Origin of the sequence: Pantoea sp. USMM079 (genome assembly GCF_037153115.1) — a bacterium.
Lineage (GTDB): Bacteria > Pseudomonadota > Gammaproteobacteria > Enterobacterales > Enterobacteriaceae > Pantoea > Pantoea communis.
The window spans coordinates 98120-117128 of sequence record NZ_JBBCKX010000013.1; the positions used below are offsets into that span (position 1 = coordinate 98120).

Genomic DNA, 19009 nt, shown 5'->3' on the forward strand with positions numbered 1-19009 from the left:
TCTCAATCAAAAGAAGGGACGCATTTCCCATCAAGGAGTGATAATGAAACAGCATCAGGCAGAAGTGTTATTAAAAACCGCACTGGCGGATGAGCAGGCTCAGTTTCGTCATGGGCAGTGGGAAGCGATTGATGCTTTGGTCAATCATCGACAGAAATTATTGGTGGTGCAGCGCACGGGTTGGGGTAAAAGCTCCGTCTATTTTATCAGCGCCAAAATTTTTCGCGATCGCGGTATGGGTCCGACCATCATTGTTTCACCGCTACTGGCGCTGATGCGTAACCAAATTGAGTCGGCTCGTCGACTGGGTATTGTTGCTGAAACCCTCAATTCTTCGAACAGCAGTGACTGGTCTTCAGTGACACAACGGGTGCTGGACAATCAGGTCGATTGTTTACTCATCTCTCCAGAACGTCTCGCCAATGATCAATTCATCGAAACCGTACTGCAGCCGATTGCCAACCGTATCGCGCTCATGGTGATTGACGAGGCGCACTGTATCTCCGATTGGGGGCACGATTTCCGTCCTGACTATCGGCGCATTGTCAGCATCTTGCGGCAACTACCGGCGAATACGCCAGTGCTCGGTACCACCGCTACCGCCAATAATCGTGTCGTTGCAGATATACAGCAACAGATGGGCGACATTGTGATTCAGCGCGGTGAGCTGATTCGTAAAAGTCTGGCGCTGCAAACGCTCATTTTGCCGAATCAGGCCTCTCGCCTTGCCTGGCTGGCGCAGGTCATTCCCTCTCTTCCGGGAACCGGTATCGTCTATACGCTCACCGTGCGGGATGCCGAGCAGGTTGCGGCCTGGTTACGCACGCAGCACATTGATGCGCGCGCCTATCATGGCAGCGTTGAGGCCGCTGGTTTCGACAGCAGCAACGACTATCGTCAACACCTTGAGACCTTGCTGCTAACTAACCAATTGAAAGTTTTGGTGGCGACCACCGCACTGGGAATGGGATATGACAAACCTGATTTGAGCTTCGTGCTGCACTATCAGGCACCCGCTTCCATTGTTGCTTACTACCAACAGGTAGGGCGTGCGGGACGTGGCATCGACCATGCGGTTGGCGTGCTGATGTCAGGCGGTGAAGATCGCGATATTCACCAGTTTTTCCGGCAGTCTGCTTTTCCAGCAGAAACTCAGGTATATGATATTTTGCAAGTGCTGGAGGAGAGTGATGGGTTGTCGATTCGTGATATCGAACAGCAGACCAATCTGCGCCAGGTGCAAATTGAAAAAGTGCTGAAATTGCTCAGCGTTGAGAATCCTGCACCGGTGATTAAGGTCAAATCCCAATGGCGGAGAACGCCGGTCGCTTATCTGCTGGATCGCGAACGTATCGTGCATCTGACGCAACAGCGCGAGCAAGAGTGGCAGGAGGTGCAGCGTTATATCTCACAGCGCAGTTGCCTGATGACGTTTCTGCGATTATCACTGGATGACACAGACCCCGTATCCTGTGGCAAATGTGCCAGCTGCCTCGGTCGACCTTTGATTGACCCGCAGGTGGATGCGACACTGGCTCATCAGGCAGCGACCTTTCTACAGCGCGCCGAAACGGTGATTTTGCCCAAAATTCAGGTGGCTGCTCAGGCATTTGAAGAGTACGGTTTTCGCGGCAATTTACCTGCCGCTCTGCGTGCGCAGGAAGGTCGGGTGCTTTCGCGCTGGGGAGATGCCGGATGGGGATCTCGCGTAGTGGCCGAGAAAGCAGCCGGTCATTTCAGTGATGAACTGGTTGCTGCCATAGTGGAAATGATTGAACAGCGCTGGCAGCCAGCACCTGCGCCACGGTGGGTTTGCTGCGTACCGTCGTTGCGTCAGCCTCAATTGGTAGCGGATTTTGCCCGCCGATTGGCAGAGCGACTCGGCATACCCTTTGTCGATGCACTGCAGAAAGTGAAAGATAACCCTCAGCAACGTCTGCAGAATAATCGCTTCCATCAATGTCGTAATCTGGATGGCGCATTTTCCACCAGCGCTGACCTGCCTGCCACTGCCGTGTTACTGGTAGACGATATTGTCGATTCAGGCTGGACGATGGCAGTGACTGCAGCCCTGCTTCAGCAAGCGGGTAGCGGCATTGTCTATCCACTGGCGCTGGCAACCTCAACGGTGAAAGAGTGATGAATTTATCTCCTGTTGCACAGGCAACGCTTTTGTTAACCAGCGACTTCTCGCGCCAGAGTGAGGATGAGGTGAAGCCGCTAGGTAATGCTGAATGGGGGCGATTCGCCCTGTGGCTGAAACAACAATCTGCAACACCCGCCGATCTGCTCGGCTCTGGTGCTGATGTCATGCTAGCCAGCTGGGTTGATTCTCATATCACGCGCGAGCGTATTGAAGCGCTACTGAGCCGTGGACATAGCCTGGCGTTAGCGATTGAACGCTGGCAGCGTGCGGGGTTGTGGGTGTTAACACGTTCTGACACTGAATATCCAAGGCTGCTAAAGCAACAGCTGCGCACTGACGCGCCGCCGGTGCTGTTCGGCTGTGGTGATATCACTCTGTTGAATCACCCAGGCCTTGCGGTGGTTGGGTCAAGAAATGCCAGCGAGCGGGATTTAACGTTCAGTCGTCAGGTTGCGGCAAGAATTGTCTCTGCGAATATAAATCTGATTTCGGGTGGTGCACGAGGCATTGATGAAGCCGCGATGCTGGGCGCTTTGCAACATAACGGAGCCGTCATTGGTGTTCTCAGTGATAGTCTGCTCACCGCTGCGACCAGCGCCAAATGGCGTAAAGGTCTCATGGCAGGAAAGTTATTGCTGCTTTCGCCTTTCTATCCGGAAGCAGGCTTTACTGTGGGTCACGCGATGGCGCGCAATCGATATGTTTATTGCCTGGCGAAGAGTGCGTTGGTCGTACACGCGGGTCACAAGGGCGGTACGCTGGCGGGTGCGGAAGAGAATCTGCGCAAGAAATGGGTACCGTTGTGGGTTAAGCCGACCGACGATGTACAGGCCAGCAACGCCCAGCTGGTCGCACAGGGTGGGCAATGGTGCGCTGCTCACCCCGATGACATTGATGTTGCGCAATGGATGACGACTCACCGTCATCAGCCTTACCAGCAGGATGATCTATTGAGCGGCGCATGGCACACGATGCCTGACAAGATCGCGGATGCTAATGTGGCTCAGGAACCAGAAGGAATCTGGCATCCATCCGATTTTTACCTGATTTTTCAGGCGCAATTGCCTGCACTGGCCGCCTATCCGGTCACGATTGAAGATCTGGGCTTGCGAACCGGTCTGCATCAGATTCAGCTGACTGAATGGTTGCAGCGCGCGGAGCATGAGGGGCTGATTGAACAGCTGGCAGGATCAAACCGTTATCAATGGAAGCGTAAAATCTAGCTGCTGAATGCCGCCCATAATGGAAGCCGGACAATTCTGCCCGGCAAAGTGACTGCTAATGCGGCCGCCACTCCCGCAGCAATACCTCAGTATCACGCACTAACACCGGGTTGCCCGGCAGAATCAAATCCGCCCAGATTTCATTGTGCTGATTGATCTGCTGTTGTGCGGAAACGTAAGTCCGGTCAGCGGTGGTATGCGCATCGGCAGCAACGGTGATGTGATAGCCCAGGCTGGCACCCACCTTGATGGTGGTATCCACGCAGTAATCGGTCGCGCAGCCGCAAATCACAAAGCTTTCAATGCCATGCTGATCAAGCTGAGCCGCCAGGTCGGTTTGCCAAAAACTGTCACAGGCGGTTTTGTTAACGTAGATCGCGTTGGCTGGCTGATCCAATTCCGGCACGATTTGCCAGCCTTCGCTATTCACTTCCAGGCCTGGCTCAACGTGCTGGATAAAAAAATCACCTGATCGGCCGCTGCCGTCAGTTGATTGATGCGTTGACAACGCCCGTCACGATCGAAACGTGGCGAAGCCAGCACGCCGTTTTGCATATCCACTACCACGACAACCCGATTAGCCATCACTGCCTCCTTTATATAGTGGATGACAGTATCGCGATTGTTACGCATGCAGGTAAAGCAAATCTGTTTTGCATTTCAGCTCGCCGCCGCGCATGCTAATTAACCTGTTTTTAGGAGGTGTGACGTGAAGGTGGTTCCGGAAATCTTTCCTGATAAGTGCGATCAGGCGCAGTTCCAGCATTTTGCTGAACTGCCCGGTATCGAGTTGTATCAGGCGCACATCTCGCGTTACGCTTTTGAGCCGCATACCCATGAAGCCTTCGGTATCGGCACCATTGAATCGGGTGCACAGCGTTTTCGCTACCGCGGCACGCACTATACGGCACCGCAGCATTCACTGGTGATGATGAACCCTGATGAATTGCACACCGGGGAATCGGCCTGTGATGAGGGCTGGCGTTATCGCATGATCTATATTGATCCGCAGGAGATGGAGCGGCTTACCGGCGATCGTCACTGGTGGTTTAGTGAGGCGCTGCGCACAGATGTCCGCCTGGCGCAGCCCTTTTCCCAGCGACTGGCACAGATGTGGCAAGCCACCAGCGCGCTAGAACGCGAGAGTCTGTTGCTGGAACTGCTGGAGCTATTACGCCCGCTGGCACATCAGGGAAGATCCCGACCCGAAGAGGGCGCCCATCGCTTTGATGCGGTAAAAGCCTATTTGCGTGAAAACCTGGCGGAGCCGGTTCGTCTTGATGAGCTGGCCGCCCTGGCGTCTTTGTCGCCGTGGCATTTTCTCCGCAGTTTTAAACACCACTTCCATGTTACGCCACATCAGATGCTGATGGCCTTTCGCCTGTTCGAAGCCAAGCAACGTTTAGGAATGGGAGAAAGCGCGGCTTCGGTAGCGGCGGCTGTTGGATTGACCGATCAGGCACACCTCACGCGCGCGTTTGCTCACCGTTATGGCATCACGCCAGGGCGTTATCAAAAGCAAGTTTTCCCCTCACGTTAACCGCAATCTGCTACAAGCCTTTATTATCCGGTTACGCCACACTGCGGCGGAAAGGTCATAAAGGAAAAGAGAATGTTTGCTGGAATCGTATTTGCACTTGCCGCAGGACTGATGTGGGGGCTGATTTTTGTCGGCCCACTGTTGATCCCAGACTATCCGGGCACCCTACAATCAGCCGGACGCTATGTGGCATTCGGTCTGGTCGTCTTGCCGCTGGCGTGGCTGGATCGCCGCCGTCTGAAACAACTGGCGCGCAAAGATTGGCTGGAAGCGCTGAAATTGTCGCTGGTCGGTAATCTGCTCTATTACGCCTGTCTCGCCAGTGCTATCCAGCGCACCGGTGCGCCCATCTCGACCATGATAATTGGCACTTTGCCGGTGGTCATCACTGTGACGGCCAACCTCTGCTACGGCCATCTTGAAGGGCGACTTTCCTGGCGTAAACTCTTTCCGGCGCTACTGATTATTGCTGCTGGCCTGGGCTGCGTGAATGCCGCTGAGATGCAAATGCAGGGGCCGGAATTTGACTGGTCGCGCTATCTTACAGGGCTGTTACTGGCGATTTTAGCGGTCGCCTGCTGGACCTGGTATCCGCTGCGTAATGGCATCTGGCTGCGCGCGCATCCACAGCATAAAGCCGGTAGCTGGGCAACGGCACAAGGGTTGGTGACCTTACCGCTGGCGCTGGTGTTCTATTTATTCGTGTGCGGTCAGCTTTATTGGCAGCAGCCTGAGTTCGCTCTGCCATTTGGCCCACAGCCCACGCGTTTTCTCCTCATCATGCTGGCGATTGGGCTGATATGTTCATGGTTAGGCACGCTATGCTGGAATGCGGCCAGCCAGCGTGTGCCAACGGTCATCATGGGGCCGCTGATTGTGTTCGAAACGCTGGCGGGTCTGCTGTGGACCTTCCTCTGGCGACAGAGCTTGCCGCCGCTGCTCACTGGCATTGGCATTGGCTGTCTCATCGTTGGCGTAATCTATGCCATGCGTATTAAACCGCAGCCGAAAGTCAGCGCGCTTTAACATGAATTTCTGGCTGCTGAGTAGAGGGGCTCAGCAGCCCTTTCTTCAGTGTTTTTAGGAATTTGCCCCCTCTGTTTTGCGCTCCTCTTCGCCATTTATATCCTCAGTCACCACCGCGATATAACTTTCCCTCGCTTATCCTTGCCTGTTTTTACCCCACTTTGTCATAACCCATGTTGCATTCAGGGGGGCAATCTGGTCACTCAAGTGGGTGGAAACGAGGTGATAACCCGCGGGGAAGGGTAAAAAAACCGGCGCCGGCAGGGTTAAAAAGGTGTTCTGTCTGCACTTTTACTGCGATTTGGCACTGAAAATCACCGCTTTAAGCCACCATTTTCTCAAGATGCTGCTCCGGTGTTGAGAAACATCCGCTGAATTTGCATGAAAAAATGATTAAACACAGCGATGAATTACCGGGCGATATTTCCAAAAAGTCGCCATTTTTTACTGTTATTGTTTAGGTGTGATAACGTTTCTAATCCGGAATAATCCTGGTGCGGTTATCAGCGTATTGCTCTGGCCAGATGGCAACCCGTGATCATCACCTAAAGTGATAGGTCCAATAAAAATAAGAGTCATTGTGTGAGCGATTACATGCCGTTGTTCATGACTGCTTAACAGATTTATCTGTATTCAGTCCTGATCATTAATATCAGTTAAGTAATAAAACGAAGCACCAATCTCACCGTAATGAGATTGGGCTGCGTCTAAAAGGCTTGAATAGCGAGACTTTTGCTGATGTGAATCAATTTTACCGCAAAAAAGGAAGCAAATCCGCGATGATATTCATCAGGAAAAAATGGTGCGAATTGTTATGTTACGAACGCCGAATTAAATGATCTTCATCTCTTCTGGTAAGAACAAATCTCAGCATTAAGTCAAATAACAACGGTCTTAATGGTGTTAGCGATTATCGGAGCCTGAAGGATAGTGGTAAACGCTGCGGCTAATATCCAGCAAACGACAGCTGCGACGCGTTCCAATGTCGAAGGTGGTTTGAAGGAAGTTAACGGCTTGCCGCTTCTCATTTGTAGTGAAGAAGTTTTTCAGCACGCTTTGCAGCATCTCTTTATCGGAACTCAACGACTGCAGTTCACGGGTAAGGTTTTGTAGTTGATCCTCCAACTCTTTGATTTTTCGTCCTTCTTCGGAAGAAAGCCCAGAGAACTTTTTCTTCCAGCTGTAGAAGGTGGCCTCGGAAATGCCAAGCTCTTCACAAATCTCCCTGACTTTCACTCCCGTTTCAGAAGCTTTAATGGCATTTGTGATTTGCTCTTCGCTATATCGTGACTTTCTCATAAATGCTCTTACCTTTCTTATCAATTAGTGGATGAGAATTACTGTATTAATATCTGGTACTGCAAAAAGAGTATTAATGCAGTATTAAAGTGCGCGATTAGAATTGCGAGGTTTAAATTAAGTTATTTAGAATAAATATCATCATGGGATAAATCTTATTTTATTCTGAATGCCATTGAACGCCTTCCTGGCTTTGGGTTTTTGATATAGATTCATTCCATCCCAAATGCAGAAAAATACTACAATCATTGGAAATACGGCATAACCTGTTTGTGAAAATCACAGGGTGTGCCAGTAAACCTTTGCTTCGAATTCAGGCTGAAATCGTTTACATCCGCAGAGTTTCGCACCAGGTTTAATCGGAATTTTCCTGAATTCATTCAAAGAATCCTGACGGGAGTCTCATTTTTCGGACCAGTTTGGTTTGAAGTTATTAATTTAAGTCAGGCCCACTGAGCGCTTGTTAATTCATTTCAAGGACGTTGTACCGAAAGGCAGTTGCTGTAAGTAATACTAAGGATCAGTCGATGAAATTGAGCGTAATGTCTAATGCCGCCTGGATGATGTCTGAGAAGATCGTCTCGGTGTTTGGCGTCATATTTGTGACCTCCTACGTGGCGAAGTCATTTGGCCCGACCATATTCGGTCAGATGGCGTTTTCAACCTCGTTGTTCTCGATGGTACAGACCGTAGCGATTTTCGGTACCGAAACCATCCTGTTCAAACGCATCAGCAAAAGTGCGCCGAAAGGCCTGCGGCTGATGGCGGTGGCCCGCACCATGCGGTTGGTCTTGTTGTTGCTGACCTCCATCCCGGTGTTGATTTGGGTGTGGTACAACATGCAGGAAAATTTCCTCGCATTTGCCCTGGCCTCGTTTATCTCCTCCGTTTTTGTGACTCAGGATACGTTCAGCGTTTATAACAATGCGCGTCTGGCTTCCCGACTCAATACCGTGGCCAACTCGGTCGGCCTGCTGTTGGGCTTTACCCTGAGTTTCGCCATTGCCTGGCTGCATCTCAATCCCTTGTGGCTGACGCTGTCGATTGTCATGGTCACGCTGGTGCCGTACGTCATTAAACGGTCTAACTTTTACCGCGAAAACCAGGACATGGCGCCACCGCAGGAGAAGCGCAAAACCTACCTGCGTTATCTGCTGTACGCCGGTTTACCGTTGGCAATTTCCAGCATCTTCATTTCCGTGCAGGTTAAGGCGGCCCAGATGTTTCTGGCGGGTATAGCCTCCGCTCGCGATCTCGGCCTGTTTGCTGCCGCCAATACCATTTCGGCGTCCTGGATATTCATTCCGGTTGCCATCATCACTTCCTGCTTCTCGGAGATCTTCCGGGAGCGCGGAGCAGCCGCCATCAAGCTCACTGCGCGGCTGAACGGCTATGTCATGGGTGTTTCATTGTTGTTGTTAGCGGTGATCGCGCTGTATGGCGAGCAAATCATCATCGCTTTGTATGGTCACGAGTACACACAGTCAGGGAGTCTCATTACGTTACTGTCGTTAGCAACCTGCTTTTCGGCAATGGGGACCGTAGCGTATCGCTACATGGTGAAAGAGGGCGGATTTAACTATCTGCTGAAGAAGATCATCTGCCTGATGGTGATCAGTCTGCCGCTGTCGTGGTGGCTGATCCAGGGCTACGGCATCATGGGTGCCGCCTGGAGCGTCTTTATCTCTGAACTTCTGTCCCTCACCGTAATGAATTACTTCTTCAATAACGGCGTCATTCAGAAGATTCAAGTTTCCTCACTCAACTACAAAACCTACAAATGAGGTCCGATATGCTCAAGTTGAAAGATGAACTCAGAAGAAGTGTCCAGTACTTCATCAAGAAGATGCCCTGGGCTTACCAGGACCGCATCTATTACTTTCATAAATTCCGCAAACTGCCCAATTTGCGTCAACCGAAAGTGTTTAATGAGAAGGTGCTGTACCGGAAATTCGTTTTTGGCGATTACCAAATCTATGGCCGCCTGTCGGATAAATATTCGGTGCGCGAATACATCGCCGAGAAAGTGGGCAGCGAATACCTGATCCCATTGGTGTATGAGACCAGCGACCCGCACTCGCTGCATACGCTGCCGAGTTGGAAGAACACGGTAATTAAGCCCAATCACGGCTCCAATATGGTGGAAATCCTGCTGGAAGAGCCGGATGCGCTGAAGAAGCAGAAAATTATCAGTGACTGCCATCGCTGGTTGAAGACCGACTTTGCCAATGAAGCGCGTGAGATTCACTATCGCTACATCAAGCCGCGTATCCTGGTGGAGCAGTACATTGGGGATGGCAAAACCGCGCCGATTGATTACAAGTTTCACATGTTCAACAAGCGGGACGGCAGCTTTGAATATGTGCTGCAGGTGATTTACAACCGATGTAACCCGTTACTGTCGATGAATTTTTATGTGAACAACCTCAATGAGGCGTACCACAAAATTCGCGATACCGGGCTGGATGTGAATCCACAAATGGCGCAGTTACAGCACGCATTAGCGCTCAGTAAAACCCTGGCGAGCGATTTTGATTATGTGCGTGTGGACTGGTATATCGATGGTGATCGGATTTACTTTGGCGAGCTGACGTTTACGCCAGGTGCCGGGTTAGTGACCGGGTTGGACCGTGGATTAAACCAGATGATGGGTGATATGTGGATTCAAGACCGCCGCGGTACGCAGATACCGGGTGTGACGGTGCCGGAAGTCGCTATTCCAGCCGTACTGAAGAAAATTTGAGTATCACACAGCAAAATAAAAAACCCCGCTTAGCGGGGTTTTTTATTGGCTGCGATTAAGGCATCGGCCAATCAGCAGGCGTCTGGCTCATCACTTCTACGAAGGCGTTTTTGGAGATTTCCATGAAGTTGTGCAGATTTTCCATGCTCAGGGTAATGCCGAGCAGGCCGGTAACGAACCAGCATGACATGCCTACACCAATACCGCCGCACATCAGTGCCATCACGTGGTGACTATTCTGACGCAGTTTAATTTTCATGGTGCTGGCAAAGAACATCATGATGGCGCTGAGCAGCTCCCAACGCATGACGATTAAACTGGTGGTTAACGTAGCCATCTGCAAAAACCTCTTCAAATCAGTAATATCCCTGACATTGATTGGACATCACTGGCGGCAAAGAAGGAGGGTCAGGGAGGCCCTTCTGGCCGTCTTACGCGGGGGTAAATCTGTGACTTGGGTCACATTATATCACCCGATTTGAAAGTTTGAACAAAATTTATACCTGGTATGGTAGAAAGATTTTTATCGAAGCGGGGGAGATGGCAGAGGCAAAGCGGGAAGGTGCGCCCGTGAAGGGCGCGCAGAATGTCACTGAACCGGGCAGCACTCGCCGGTTGTGCGCTGGGCAAAGCTGTTCATGTTTTCACTGCAATCGAAACTCAGCAGACGCGGACGCTGAATCATCGCCTGACGGCGCATGGTGTGACGATAGGCGGTCGGCGTCTGGGAAAACTGACGGCGGAACACGCGCGAAAAAGTTTGCTGTGAATCGTAACCGTATTGCATCGCGATATCGAACACTGGACGCTGAGTCTGGCGTAACGCTTCAGCGGCCAGAGTCAGGCGGCGCTCACGAATATAGCCACCCAGCGTTTGTTTCGTCACGGTACGGAACATACGCTGCAGGTGCCATTTTGAGTAGCCGGATTTTGCTGCCACTTCGTCGATCGACAGGGCCTTATCCAGATTTTCATCGATCCAGTGTGTCAGTGAATGAATGATTTCCTGTTGCATCATAGCCTCATCCTTCTGAAAGGTTTATCGGGTTTGAAATTCGAAGTTTTGATGGGGTGCGAGTATAATTCCTCAAGTTAACTTGAGGTAAAGGCCCTAAATGAAAAAAGAACGCAATTACCCAAAACCGGTGTTAACGCCGGGTGAAGTGGCGAAACGTAGCGGCGTGGCCGTTTCCGCGCTGCACTTTTATGAAACCAAAGGTTTAATTTTCAGTTCGCGCAATGGCGGCAATCAACGGCGTTACAGCCGCGATGTGCTGCGCCGTGTGGCGATTATCAAGATTGCGCAGCGCATCGGTATTCCGCTGGCCACTGTCAGCGACAGTTTGATGCATGTACCAGCCAACAAGCGTATGTCGACGCAGGAGTGGGATGCGCTGACGCAGCACTGGCGTGAAGAGCTGGATAAGCGTATCGAAACCCTGACGCGCCTGCGCAACGATTTGGATGGGTGTATTGGCTGTGGCTGCTTATCGATGCGCGATTGTCCACTGCGCAATCCCGGTGACCGTCTGGCACAGCAAGGTTCGGGGGCGGTGTTACTCGATCCTGAGCAAGACGAGCACAAAGGTTAATCCGCTATACTTGCCGGGAGACTTTGACCGGCAAGGAAAACCGCATGATTACCGTTCACCATCTGGAAAATTCCCGTTCGCATCGCGTGTTGTGGCTGCTGGAAGAGCTGTCGGTGCCGTATCAAATTAAACGTTATCAGCGCGAGGACACGCTGCTGGCGCCAGAGTCATTAAAGAAAATTCACCCGTTGGGGAAGTCGCCGGTGATTACCGATGGCAATCGGGTGATCGCCGAGTCAGGGGCGATTCTGGCGTATCTGCAGCAGAAATATGACAGCGAGCATTTGTTCGCCATCACGGACGAGGATGAACAGATTCAGGCGCGTTACTGGCTGCATTACGCAGAAGGGTCGCTGATGCCATTGCTGGTGATGAAGCTGGTGTTTGGGCAACTCGGGAAGAAGCCGGTGCCGTGGATTTTACGTCCGGCAGGCGTGGCGTTGAGCAAAGGGATTCAGAAGGCCTGGTTGAACAAGCAGCTAAAACTGCACAGTGGCGTGATTGAGCAGCATCTTAGCCAGCATCGTTATTTCGCCGGGTCACGGTTTAGCATCGCCGATGTGCAGATGAGTTTCCCGCTGCTGGCGTTGCAAGTGCGGGGATCGCTGAAAGAGATGCCGGCCACGGCACGCTGGCTGGAATCGATGCAGCAACGTGCTGCCTGGCAACGCGCGATTGAGCAGGGCGGGGCGATTACGTTTAGTTAGTTTGTCGCTGCAGTGCTGTGGGTTGGGTGCTGTGAGTTGGGTACTATAGGTTGAGTGCTGTGGGTTAGTCGTTGTGGGTTGGGTGCTGTGGATTATCGCTGTGAGTTGGGTGCCATGCCCAGCAAAGGCCCGCCCGATCGCAAAGGAATAACGCATCCATGCAGATCGGCCGCGCCGTCCATGGCGCGGACGCTTTGCTCTTCGGGCGGGCCTTTGCTGGGCCTCAAGTTAATTATCGCTTCATGAGGCATCCACCTCTTACCATCGGTGCAGTTGGGGAGGAAAACTGTGCGATGAATGAAAAATATCGATATTTTCCAGCCAGTTCCGACCCCTTAAGTTTCGCTAAAAGCAGTGTAACCACATTGTTAACCCGCGCCAGTCTGCGCTTTATCCTGCCTGATAATCTATTAGTAGTTGAAAACCCCATAGCAAACGCCAGATAATCGTTTGCCTTTTTCCGTGTCCCCCTTTTACGACCTGGAATACGCGGCCACGTAAACGTTTGCCTCTTTTCTCTTTGAGAACCTTCACCAGGATGATGCGCAAACGCGGGCCGTGGGGCTCATTACATCTTAAAAAACGCAGAGGATTTACTATGTCTGGCGACTCACGCCCGGCCAGTGGAAAACTGGACGCCTGGTTCAACATCTCGGCACGCGGCAGCAGCGTGCGTCAGGAAATTTTGGCGGGTTTAACCACCTTTTTAGCCATGGTCTACTCCGTCATTGTCGTGCCGGGTATGCTCGGTAAAGCCGGCTTCTCACCGACCGCTGTGTTTGTGGCAACTTGCCTGGTCGCCAGCTTTGGTTCGATCATCATGGGATTGTGGGCCAACCTGCCAATGGCGATCGGCTGTGCGATTTCCCTGACCGCCTTCACCGCGTTTAGCCTGGTGCTGGGCCAGCACATTAGCGTCCCGGTTGCCCTTGGCGCGGTATTCCTGATGGGCTTGCTGTTCACGTTAATTTCGGTCACCGGGATTCGCGCCTGGATTTTGCGTAACCTGCCGATGGGCGTGGCGCACGGCACGGGAGTCGGTATTGGCTTGTTCCTGCTGCTGATTGCGGCCGATGGTATTGGCCTGGTTGTGAAGAACCCAGCGCCGGGCTTGCCGGTGGCACTCGGCCACTTCACCTCGTTCCCGGTGATTATGGCGCTGATCGGGCTGGCGGCCATCTTTGGTCTGGAAAAACGTCGTGTGCCAGGCGGAATTTTGCTGACCATCGTAGCGATTTCTGTGGTGGGTCTGATCTTTGATCCGGCTGTCACCTATCAGGGGCTATTCGCTATGCCGAGCCTGAAGGATGCCAACGGCCAATCCGCGATGTTTAGTCTCGATATCATGGGTGCGCTGCAACCGGTGGTGCTGCCAAGTGTGCTGGCGCTGGTGATGACCGCGGTATTTGATGCCACCGGCACCATTCGTGCAGTGGCGGGCCAGGCGAATCTGCTGGATAAAGACGGCCAGATCATTAACGGTGGCCGCGCGTTGACCACCGACTCCGTCAGCAGCCTGTTTGCCGGTTTAGTCGGTGCTTCGCCTGCGGCGGTGTATATCGAATCTGCAGCCGGAACGGCTGCGGGCGGTAAAACTGGCCTGACAGCGATTGTCGTCGGTCTGTTGTTCCTGTTGATTCTGTTTATGTCCCCGCTGGCCTATCTGGTTCCGGCCTACGCGACGGCGCCAGCGTTGATGTACGTTGGCCTGCTGATGCTGAGCAACGTGGCGAAGATTGACTTCAATGACTTTGTCGATGCGATGTCGGGTTTGGTCACTGCCGTGTTCATCGTCCTGACTTGCAACATCGTGACTGGCATCATGCTCGGCTTCGGCTCGTTGGTGATTGGCCGCCTCTTTGCGGGTGAATGGCGCAGGCTGAACGTGGGCACCGTGGTGATTGCTGTTGCACTGGTGGCCTTCTACGCGGGTGGCTGGGCCATCTGACTTTTGAACGCGCTTATTTCCAGATAAGTCTCTTTCTGGTTCACGCCGCACGCAGGGTTGCCCCTTTGTGCGGCGTTTTGTTTTACACTTTCCTGCGCAACAACATCGCTTTAATGAAATTGATTCGCCTAAGGAAAGCATGGAAATCTTCTTTACTATTCTCATCATGACGCTGGTGGTGTCACTCTCCGGCGTGGCGGCGCGCATATTGCCGTTCCAAATTCCCCTGCCGTTGGTGCAGATTGCCGCTGGTGCATTGCTGGCCGTGCCGAGCTTTGGCCTGCATGTCGATTTTGACCCCGAACTGTTCCTCGTGCTGTTCATTCCGCCGTTGCTGTTTGCCGATGGCTGGAAAACACCGATTAACGAATTCCTGCACCACGGACGCGAAATCATGGGCCTGGCACTGGTGCTGGTGCTGATTACCGTGGTCGGAATTGGTTATCTGATTTACTGGCTGGTGCCGGGTATTCCGCTGATCCCTGCCTTCGCGTTGGCTGCGGTGCTGTCACCTACCGATGCCGTGGCGCTCTCCGGCATTGTCGGGGAAGGGCGCATCCCGAAAAAGATCATGTCGATTGTGCAGGGCGAAGCCCTGATGAACGACGCATCCGGCCTGGTATCACTGAAGTTTGCGGTCGCGGTGGCGATGGGCACCATGGTGTTTACCTGGGGTGGAGCCAGCGTGGAGTTCCTCAAAGTGGCGATCGGCGGTCTGGTCGCCGGTGTGGCGGTGTGCTGGCTATATGGCCGCTCGCTGCGTCTGCTGAGCCGCTGGAGCGGTGACGATCCGGCGACGCAAACCGTGCTACTGCTGCTGCTGCCTTTCGCCTCTTATCTGATTGCTGAACATCTGGGCGTGTCAGGTATCCTCGCGGCAGTTGCGGCGGGTATGACCATCACGCGCTCTGGCATTATCCGCCAGGCACCACTGGCAATGCGTTTACGTGCGAATAGCGTATGGCAGATGCTGGAGTTTGTGTTTAACGGCATGGTGTTCCTGATGCTGGGCCTGCAACTGCCGGACATTCTGGAAACTTCCGTCGCGCAAGCCAATGCCGATCCGAACGTCGAGCTGTGGATGCTGTTCACCGATGTTGCCCTGGTGTATGTCGCTTTGATGATTGTGCGCTTTGGCTGGTTGTGGATGATGCAACGTGCCAGTTTGCGTTTCCTGAAGAAGAAGCCGCTGGAATTCTCAAACTACTCATTCCGTGAGTTGCTCATCGCCTCTTTTGCCGGTGTGCGTGGTGCCATTACGCTGGCCGGTGTGCTGTCGATTCCGCTGTTTCTTAGCAATGGCGAACCGTTCCCGGCGCGCTATGAGCTGGTGTTTATTGCCACCGGCGTGATTCTGTTCTCGCTGTTTGTCGGGGTGATTCTGCTGCCGATATTGTTACGCGGTATGGAAAGCACCGACAAATCGGGACATCGTCGTGAAATCCAGCATGCGCGTGCGGCAATGGCCAATGTGGCGATTGAGAGCCTGCACAAAATGGAGCAGCGACTGGAAAACGATGCAGAAGAGAATATCGATCCGGAACTGTTGAAAGAGGTCAGTTTGCGTGTGATTGGCAATCTGCGCCGCCGCGTGGTGGGCAAAGATGAGGTGGATCAGGCGCTGTTTGCCGAAAACCTGGAGCGTCGTTTCCGCCTCAATGCCCTGCGTGCCGAGCGCGCCGAGGTTTACCATCTGCGCGCGACGCAGGAGATCTCCAACGAGACGATGCAGAAGCTGTTGCGCGATCTCGACCTGCTGGAAGCGTTGTTGATTGAGAAAGAGGAGTAAGCACAGCTCAACAGCTAGCATATAGCGCCGCTACACCGATAACCGTGGCGGCGCGTCCGGCCAATGCTCGCGGCAGCAATCGATCCACGCCTGCGCACTGCGCGACAGATAGCTGCCTTCTCGCCAGATCAAACCCAGACTCCACTGCAACTCCGATTCCAGTGGCAACCATAGCAGCGATTGCTTATCCAGCCGCTGGCAAATCGGCTCGGGTAAAATTGCCAGTCCCATTTCGGCTTGTACCATTGCTGCCAGGAAATCCCACTGCGCGCTGCGCACCGCAATCTCCGGCGTCAGCCCCTGACGCTGAAATGCCTTCATCAACTGACGATTAAGCGAGAACTCTTCATTCAGGATCAGCAGTGGATGAGCCGCCAGTTCCTTGAGACCCAGGCTGCTGCGATTGAGCCACTGCGCGCTGCGCGGCAGCAGCACGCACAAAGGATGACGCATCAGTTCCAGCGTATTGAGCGGCAAATCCGCATCGACCGGCAGCGCAGTGAGGGCGATATCCAGCCCGCCGTTCAGCACGGCCTGCTGCACCGTTAAGCCGCCGGATTCGACAATCTTCAATTGCACACCCGGATAGCGGCGGCGAAACGCGGAGATCGAACCGGCGATCTGCATCCCGACCATCGGCGGGATGCCCAGCCGCAGTTCACCGGTTTTCAATTCATTGATATCGCCAATCTGCGCTTCCAGTTGATGAAACTCCTGCAAAATCGCCAGCCCGCGCTGATACACCGCTTGACCGCTGTCGGTGAGATGCAGCTTGCGTCCCTCACGCAGCAGCAGCGTGCAGCCGAGTTCTTCCTCTAACTGGCGCAGCATTTTGCTGATGGTAGGTTGCGTGACAAACAGCTTCTCAGCGGCACGGGTGAAACTTTGCTGGCGTACCACCTCGGTGAAATAGCGTAGGGCGCGGACGTCCATCAAGCATTCCTTTTTGGCATAGTTTGAATAATTTTAATTCATTTCTTTCACAGTTTGACGCGGATTTATACTAAGCCCAACGTTTAATTCAGGGGAGAAGGAAAATGGCGCTTGCATTGAGTCCGCGCAGAACGGACATCCTGCAACGTGTTTTTGTGCCATTGCAGTTGGTGCTGTATATCGGCCTGTTTATGGCCAGCGACAAACTGGTGAGCTGGCTGCATTTGCCGCTGCCTGCCAATGTGGTGGGAATGGTACTGCTGTTGCTATTGATCATGACACGCGTGGTGCCGCTGCGTTGGGTGAAAGCCGGGGCTAACTGGCTGCTGGCGGAAATGCTGCTGTTCTTTATTCCTGCGGTGGTGGCGGTGGTCAATTATAGCGATTTGCTGCGCAGTGAAGGCTGGCGCATCTGTGTGGTGATTGCAGTGAGTACCTTATTAGTGCTGGCGGCGACCTCGCTGGTGGTGGATCGTCTGTACCGCTTCGAACTGGCGCGTGCGGCGCGTAAGCAGGCGCATCATGGCTGATTTCATCATTAGCCTGCTGTGTCTGGCGCTGACGCTGCTGGTCTATTACGTCAACAAACGTCTCTATCGCCGCAAACAGACATTGCTGCTGATGCCGCTGGTAATGACGCCGGTGGTGCTTGTGGCGCTGCTACTGCTGACGCACGTCAGCTGGAAGGATTACATTGCCGAGAGTCATTGGCTGATCTGGCTGCTGGGCCCGGCAACGCTGGCGTTTGCGGTGCCGGTGTATGAGAACCTGGAGATCATCAAGCGCCACTGGCTATCGCTGAGTGTCGGCGTGTTAACCGCCACGCTGGTGGCGGTGTGCAGTTCGGTATGGCTGGCGCGACTGCTGATGCTGCCGGAAACCATCCAGCGCAGCCTCGCGGTGCGCTCGATTACTACGCCATTTGCACTGGCGGCTGCACTGCCGATTGGCGGCCAGCCGGATTTGGTGGCGCTGTTTGTGGTGATCACCGGGGTGTTTGGCATGGCAGTAGGCGATGTGCTGTTTCTGCGTATTGCCATCAAGCAGGGCGTGGCAAAAGGGGCCGGATTTGGTGCTGCGTCGCACGGTGCGGGAACGGCTCGCGCTTATCAATTAGGTCAGCAAGAGGGTGTGGTATCGAGCCTGGTGATGATGCTGTCAGGCGTGGTGACGGTGATTCTGGCACCGCTGTTGAGCCACTTGTTGTGGGCGGCCTGATGGCCGCTTTTTGCGCACTGTCATCGATTTTTACGTAAAGGTTTCCAAATAAAGTTGTCTCCTGCTGCCAGGCTGTTACCCTTTGCGCCGACTTATTTGTCCTTCATGGAGTGGAATCATATGTTTAAGCAACTTGTTACTGGAAGCGTATTGGGTCTGGCACTGCTGAGCAGCGGCGCGCAGGCAATTGAGGGCAGTGTTGACGTGGGTGAGCATAGCACCAACCTGAACCTTGGCCTCGGCACCACCTCTCCTGGCCTGTTCCTGAAAGGCAACTGGCTGCGCAGCGATCACGATGGCAGCACCTACGGTCTGGGCGCGGGCTACAACATCGATTTTGGCGACTTCCGCATTGCCCCTACCGCCAAAGCACTGTTCACCCATCCGGAAGATGGTCGTGATGGCTTCACCGTGGCTGTAGGTGCCGGTGCACAGTACAACTTCAACAGCATGTGGGGCCTGTACGGCGAATACTACTACGCGCCGGAAGCGTTCTCCGATCGTCTGGACAGCTACAAAGAAGCGTCTGGTGGTCTGAGCTTCACCCCGATTTCACTGCTGAATCTGCGTGTGGGTTATCAGTACATCGAGCTGAACAACAAAGGCGATCGCAAAGACAACGTGCTGGTCGATGGCCCATACGTGGGCGCGTCACTGCGTTTTTAATGATGAAACCCGATGCACCTGATGGCGCGTCGGATTCATCATCGCACAAATTGAATGCCGCCCATTTGGGCGTAATGCTTGTCAGTTAAGATCTTAATGGAGGCCGCAGCGGATAACGTTGCGGCTTCTTTTTTACCGCCCTTGGGTAATGCCGCACTCTTCTTTCCGGCAGCACCAGC

General features: G+C 53.4%; 18 protein-coding genes and 1 pseudogene. 14 read left to right on the forward strand and 5 right to left on the reverse strand.

Going from position 1 to position 19009, the window contains the following annotated elements:
- The first annotated feature begins 43 nt into the window (after nt 1–43).
- Both WFP70_RS17095 and WFP70_RS17100 read left to right on the forward strand, forming a co-directional pair.
- The gene (locus tag WFP70_RS17095; protein ID WP_337023904.1) at nt 44–2140 is read left to right on the forward strand and encodes a RecQ family ATP-dependent DNA helicase; all 2097 of its coding nucleotides are present in this window, start codon (nt 44–46) and stop codon (nt 2138–2140) included.
- Nucleotides 2140–3369: a DNA-processing protein DprA gene (locus WFP70_RS17100; protein WP_337023905.1), complete on the forward strand. Its 1230-nt coding sequence runs from the start codon at nt 2140–2142 to the stop codon at nt 3367–3369. The genes WFP70_RS17095 and WFP70_RS17100 overlap by 1 nt, the downstream gene beginning before the upstream one ends.
- A 55-nt stretch (nt 3370–3424) precedes the next feature.
- Here the strand turns inward: WFP70_RS17100 and WFP70_RS17105 are convergent.
- A pseudogene (locus tag WFP70_RS17105) lies at nt 3425–3954 on the reverse strand (isochorismatase family protein).
- A 124-nt stretch (nt 3955–4078) separates the two neighbouring features.
- Here WFP70_RS17105 and WFP70_RS17110 point away from each other — a divergent pair.
- Complete coding sequence (locus WFP70_RS17110) at nt 4079–4909, forward strand: AraC family transcriptional regulator (protein WP_337023906.1); 831 nt, start codon at nt 4079–4081, stop codon at nt 4907–4909.
- A 72-nt stretch (nt 4910–4981) separates the two neighbouring features.
- Nucleotides 4982–5935: a DMT family transporter gene (locus WFP70_RS17115; protein ID WP_337023907.1), complete on the forward strand. Its 954-nt coding sequence runs from the start codon at nt 4982–4984 to the stop codon at nt 5933–5935.
- A gap of 903 nt (nt 5936–6838) precedes the next feature.
- On the opposite strand, the gene WFP70_RS17120 is transcribed toward WFP70_RS17115, so the two are convergent.
- Nucleotides 6839–7234: a transposase gene (locus WFP70_RS17120; RefSeq protein WP_097118957.1), complete on the reverse strand. Its 396-nt coding sequence runs from the start codon at nt 7232–7234 to the stop codon at nt 6839–6841.
- Between the two features lie 527 nt (nt 7235–7761).
- Here WFP70_RS17120 and WFP70_RS17125 point away from each other — a divergent pair.
- A complete protein-coding gene (locus WFP70_RS17125; RefSeq protein ID WP_337023908.1) occupies nt 7762–9018 on the forward strand; it encodes an oligosaccharide flippase family protein in 1257 nt (418 codons plus the stop codon).
- An 8-nt stretch (nt 9019–9026) separates the two neighbouring features.
- A complete protein-coding gene (locus tag WFP70_RS17130) occupies nt 9027–9977 on the forward strand; it encodes an ATP-grasp fold amidoligase family protein (protein ID WP_034826903.1) in 951 nt (316 codons plus the stop codon).
- Nucleotides 9978–10032: 55 nt separating this feature from the next.
- On the opposite strand, the gene WFP70_RS17135 is transcribed toward WFP70_RS17130, so the two are convergent.
- Complete coding sequence (locus tag WFP70_RS17135; RefSeq protein WP_034826901.1) at nt 10033–10314, reverse strand: YjcB family protein; 282 nt, start codon at nt 10312–10314, stop codon at nt 10033–10035.
- A gap of 252 nt (nt 10315–10566) precedes the next feature.
- Nucleotides 10567–10995, reverse strand: coding sequence for a superoxide response transcriptional regulator SoxS (gene soxS / locus WFP70_RS17140; RefSeq protein WP_034826899.1), 429 nt, complete (start codon nt 10993–10995; stop codon nt 10567–10569).
- 97 nt (nt 10996–11092) lie between these two features.
- Here soxS and soxR point away from each other — a divergent pair, with 97 nt between their 5' ends.
- The 5 genes from soxR (at nt 11093) to WFP70_RS17165 (ending at nt 16013) form a co-directional block, all read left to right on the forward strand.
- The gene (soxR, locus tag WFP70_RS17145; protein WP_034826898.1) at nt 11093–11569 is read left to right on the forward strand and encodes a redox-sensitive transcriptional activator SoxR; all 477 of its coding nucleotides are present in this window, start codon (nt 11093–11095) and stop codon (nt 11567–11569) included.
- A gap of 44 nt (nt 11570–11613) precedes the next feature.
- A complete protein-coding gene (locus tag WFP70_RS17150) occupies nt 11614–12276 on the forward strand; it encodes a glutathione S-transferase family protein (protein ID WP_337023909.1) in 663 nt (220 codons plus the stop codon).
- A gap of 158 nt (nt 12277–12434) precedes the next feature.
- Nucleotides 12435–12722: a hypothetical protein gene (locus WFP70_RS17155; RefSeq protein ID WP_337023910.1), complete on the forward strand. Its 288-nt coding sequence runs from the start codon at nt 12435–12437 to the stop codon at nt 12720–12722.
- Between the two features lie 152 nt (nt 12723–12874).
- Entirely contained in the window at nt 12875–14224 is a 1350-nt protein-coding gene (locus WFP70_RS17160; protein WP_166933902.1) for an NCS2 family permease, read from the forward strand.
- Nucleotides 14225–14363: 139 nt separating this feature from the next.
- A complete protein-coding gene (locus WFP70_RS17165) occupies nt 14364–16013 on the forward strand; it encodes a Na+/H+ antiporter (RefSeq protein ID WP_034826888.1) in 1650 nt (549 codons plus the stop codon).
- A 30-nt stretch (nt 16014–16043) separates the two neighbouring features.
- On the opposite strand, the gene WFP70_RS17170 is transcribed toward WFP70_RS17165, so the two are convergent.
- Complete coding sequence (locus WFP70_RS17170; RefSeq protein WP_058960088.1) at nt 16044–16946, reverse strand: LysR family transcriptional regulator; 903 nt, start codon at nt 16944–16946, stop codon at nt 16044–16046.
- A gap of 104 nt (nt 16947–17050) precedes the next feature.
- On the opposite strand from WFP70_RS17170, the gene WFP70_RS17175 reads away from it, so the two are divergent.
- The 3 genes from WFP70_RS17175 (at nt 17051) to WFP70_RS17185 (ending at nt 18830) form a co-directional block, all read left to right on the forward strand.
- Nucleotides 17051–17476, forward strand: coding sequence for a CidA/LrgA family protein (locus WFP70_RS17175; RefSeq protein ID WP_034826883.1), 426 nt, complete (start codon nt 17051–17053; stop codon nt 17474–17476).
- Nucleotides 17469–18164 (forward strand): LrgB family protein, encoded by a 696-nt coding sequence (locus WFP70_RS17180; protein ID WP_034826881.1) that lies wholly within the window; start codon nt 17469–17471, stop codon nt 18162–18164. The genes WFP70_RS17175 and WFP70_RS17180 overlap by 8 nt, the downstream gene beginning before the upstream one ends.
- Nucleotides 18165–18284: 120 nt before the next feature.
- Entirely contained in the window at nt 18285–18830 is a 546-nt protein-coding gene (locus WFP70_RS17185) for a YfaZ family outer membrane protein (RefSeq protein ID WP_034826879.1), read from the forward strand.
- Nucleotides 18831–19009 lie beyond the last annotated feature (179 nt).